General features: G+C 70.3%; 4 protein-coding genes. 3 read left to right on the top strand and 1 reads right to left on the bottom strand.

What is annotated here, in order from left to right:
- On the top strand, positions 1-615 hold the full coding sequence (locus tag CCN51_RS50980; protein WP_086861211.1) for a DUF1707 SHOCT-like domain-containing protein: 615 nt from the start codon (positions 1-3) through the stop codon (positions 613-615).
- Positions 616-764: 149 nt separating this feature from the next.
- Positions 765-1,121, top strand: coding sequence for a WhiB family transcriptional regulator (locus CCN51_RS50975; RefSeq protein ID WP_014176756.1), 357 nt, complete (start codon positions 765-767; stop codon positions 1,119-1,121).
- 117 nt (positions 1,122-1,238) lie between these two features.
- On the opposite strand, the gene glpX is transcribed toward CCN51_RS50975, so the two are convergent.
- A complete protein-coding gene (glpX, locus tag CCN51_RS50970; protein ID WP_014176755.1) occupies positions 1,239-2,270 on the bottom strand; it encodes a class II fructose-bisphosphatase in 1,032 nt (343 codons plus the stop codon).
- Between the two features lie 171 nt (positions 2,271-2,441).
- On the opposite strand from glpX, the gene CCN51_RS50965 reads away from it, so the two are divergent.
- Entirely contained in the window at positions 2,442-2,981 is a 540-nt protein-coding gene (locus CCN51_RS50965) for a DUF4245 domain-containing protein (RefSeq protein ID WP_078610470.1), read from the top strand.
- The last annotated feature ends 54 nt before the right edge of the window (positions 2,982-3,035 follow it).

The raw sequence follows: 3,035 nt of genomic DNA, 5'->3' as shown, positions 1-3,035 counted from the left end.
CTGCCCTCGGCCAGCGCCTCGGACGCGGATCGCGACCGGATCGCGGACATCCTGCGCGAGGCGCTGGCCGAGGGCAGGCTCGACCCCGAGGAGCACGCCGAGCGGATCGACGCGGTCTACCGGGCCAAGACCGTGGGCGAGCTGGATCCCCTGGTCCGCGATCTGCCCGGGGCCGCGGAGGCCGGCCGAGCCCCCGCTCCGGCGCCGGGGCGGGGCGACCTGGGGCCGCGCGGGCCCCGCGCACTCCCCGCCTCCGACAACCTGATGGCGGTCTTCGGCGGCGCGACGCGCAAGGGCCGCTGGCGGGTCAGGCGCACCACCAATGCCTTCGCGTTGTTCGGCGGCGTCGAAATCGACCTGACCGAGGCGCTGTTCGAGCATCGGGAGATCGTCATCAACGTCTGCGCCGTCTTCGGCGGAGTCGAGATCAAGGTCCCGGAAAACGTCACGGTCAGCGGCGACGGCGGGGGCATTTTCGGCGGATTCGACATCAAGACGTTCGAGTCGCCGGATCCGGACGCCCCGGCCATCGTGGTGCGCGGATTCACCTTGTTCGGCGGTGCCGAGGTCAAGCGCAAGCGCGGAAAACGCCTGAAGAACCTACGTTCATATTGAATTCCCGGGCGGGGCAACGGTGTGCATAAGCACGCGCACAGCGGGTAAGGCTTGGTGCATCGTCTCTCGTACGGCTGATGGGGGTGCTAACGGGCCGTACGGGCCAGGCGGGCAAGGGTGACCACCGGAGCCGTCGTCAGGAGTAGACCGTGCTGCAACCGCATCAGCCCCTGCTGGACGCCGCCGTGCCCCCGCAGCGCATCCCCGCTCGGGATCAGGCAGGCCCCTGGCACTCGGAGGCGGTGTGTCGCCGGGACGAGGCCGGGCTGTTCTTCGCTCCCTCGAAGGAGCCCACGGCTGCGCGGCTGTCGCGCGAGGAGGCCGCCAAACGCGTCTGCGCGCGCTGCCCGGTCATGGTCGAGTGCCGCGAGCACGCCCTGCTGCAGCCGGAGCCGTACGGGGTGTGGGGCGGGCTGACCGCGGCCGAGCGCCGCGTCGTGCTGGCCCGCCGGCGCCGCCGCGAGGCGGAGCTGCAGCGCGCCGTGCGAGTGGCGGCTGCCGGCTGACTCCCGGCTGACCTCCGGCGGGGAACCTCCCAGCGGTGGCTGGGGGGAGAACCGAGCAAAAAAGGCGGCCGGGCCCCGCCGGGGAGGAGGGGCCCGCCCGTAACCATGTACTGGCGGCTAGCGCGCGCGGTCGAAGTCGACCGCGGCGTAGGCGCGCAGCTTGGACAGCCGGTGGACCGAGTCGATCTGCCGGATGGTCCCCGACTTGGAGCGCATCACCAGCGACTGGGTGGTCGCGGTCTCCGCGCGGTACCGCACCCCGCGCAGCAGATCGCCGTCGGTGATGCCGGTGGCCACGAAGAACACGTTGTCGCCGCTGACCAGGTCGTCCGTTTCCAGCACCTGGTCGAGGTCATGGCCCGCGTCGATCGCGCGCTGCCGCTCCTCGTCGTCCTTGGGCCACAGCTGGGCCTGGATGGTGCCGCCCAGACACTTGATCGCGCAGGCCGCGATGATGCCCTCCGGCGTACCGCCGATGCCCAGCAGCAGGTCCGCACCGGCGCCCTCGCGCACGGCCATGATCGCGCCGGCCACGTCGCCGTCGGAGATGAACTTGATCCGGGCGCCCGCCTCCCGGATCTCCTTGACGATGTTCTCGTGCCGGGGCCGGTCGAGCACGACCACGGTGACGTCCTCGGGGCTGGACTTCTTCGCCTTCGCGATCCGGCGGATATTGACGCCGGGCGGTGCGGTGATGTCGACGAACTCGGCCGCCTCGGGGCCGGTGGCCAGCTTGTTCATATAGAAGACCGCGGACGGGTCGAACATGGTGCCACGGTCGGCGACGGCCAGGACGGATACCGCGTTCGCCATGCCCTTGGCGGTGAGCGTGGTGCCGTCCACCGGGTCCACGGCCACGTCGCACTCCGGGCCGGTCCCGTCGCCTACCCGCTCTCCGTTGAAGAGCATGGGCGCTTCGTCCTTCTCGCCTTCGCCGATCACCACGACACCGTTCATGGACACGGTGTGGACGAGGGAGCGCATGGCCTTCACGGCGGCGCCGTCGGCGCCGTTCTTGTCGCCGCGTCCCACCCAGCGCCCGGAGGCCATGGCACCGGCCTCGGTGACCCGGACGAGTTCCAGGGCGAGGTTGCGGTCGGGGGCCTCGGGGCTGACTTCCAACTGGGACGGCAGATGATGCTCGGTCATCGGATCGCACCTTTCTGTACGGCGACGGCCGGATGTGAGGGTGATTTGTGCATTGTGCGGGAGCTGGGGACAGCCCCCCGAAAAGCACAGTATCCGCTGATTAGGAATGTGAGCAGAGGGCCCCACGCATGAGCGCGACTGTCATGAGGGACGATAGGGGGCGTGGCAGGTATGCGAGGCAAAGAGACGGTGCGGGACATGGTGCTGTCGGTGGCGGCGATTGGCGCCGTCGCAGCGGGCATCTACGTCTTCGCCATTCCGCACGACGACAGCAAGAATCCGCTGAAGACGGTCGACTACAGGGTAGAGCTGATCACCGCCCGGCGCGCGGCGCCGTATCCGGTGGCAGCGCCGAAGCCCGGCAGCCTGCCCAAGGGCTGGCGCGCGACCTCGGTGACGTACGGGCCCGTGCAGTCGTCGCAGGCGGAGGGCACGGCGTGGCACCTCGGCTTCCTCACCCCCAAGGAGGACTACGTCGCGGTCGAGCAGAGCGACGCCAAGGCGGGGCCGTACATCGCCGATGTCACCCAGCAGGCGAAGAAGACGGACAAGAAGCAGCGGATCGACGGCAAGGAGTGGGTCCGCTACGAGGGCGACAAATACGACGCGCTGGTGAGCGCGGAGCCGGGCGTGACCACGGTGGTCACCGGCACGGCGTCGTTCGGGCAGCTGACGGAAATGGCCGCCGCGCTCAACACGGGGAAGGGCTGAGCACGACGGCCGGAGCGCCCCGCCGGGGGGAGCGGGGCGGATCAAGGGCCCGGG

The organism is Streptomyces milbemycinicus (assembly GCF_002154605.1).
In the GTDB taxonomy this organism is placed as follows: domain Bacteria; phylum Actinomycetota; class Actinomycetes; order Streptomycetales; family Streptomycetaceae; genus Streptomyces; species Streptomyces milbemycinicus.
The sequence above is the reverse complement of the archived record's forward strand: the minus strand, read 5'-3'. Positions and strand labels throughout refer to the sequence as shown.

What these genes read in the sequence shown, in the direction of transcription:
- glpX (WP_014176755.1), bottom strand. Translation starts at nt 2,270, where the DNA reads ATGACCGAGCATCATCTGCCGTCCCAGTTGGAAGTCAGCCCCGAGGCC.
- CCN51_RS50965 (WP_078610470.1), top strand. Translation starts at nt 2,442, where the DNA reads ATGCGAGGCAAAGAGACGGTGCGGGACATGGTGCTGTCGGTGGCGGCG.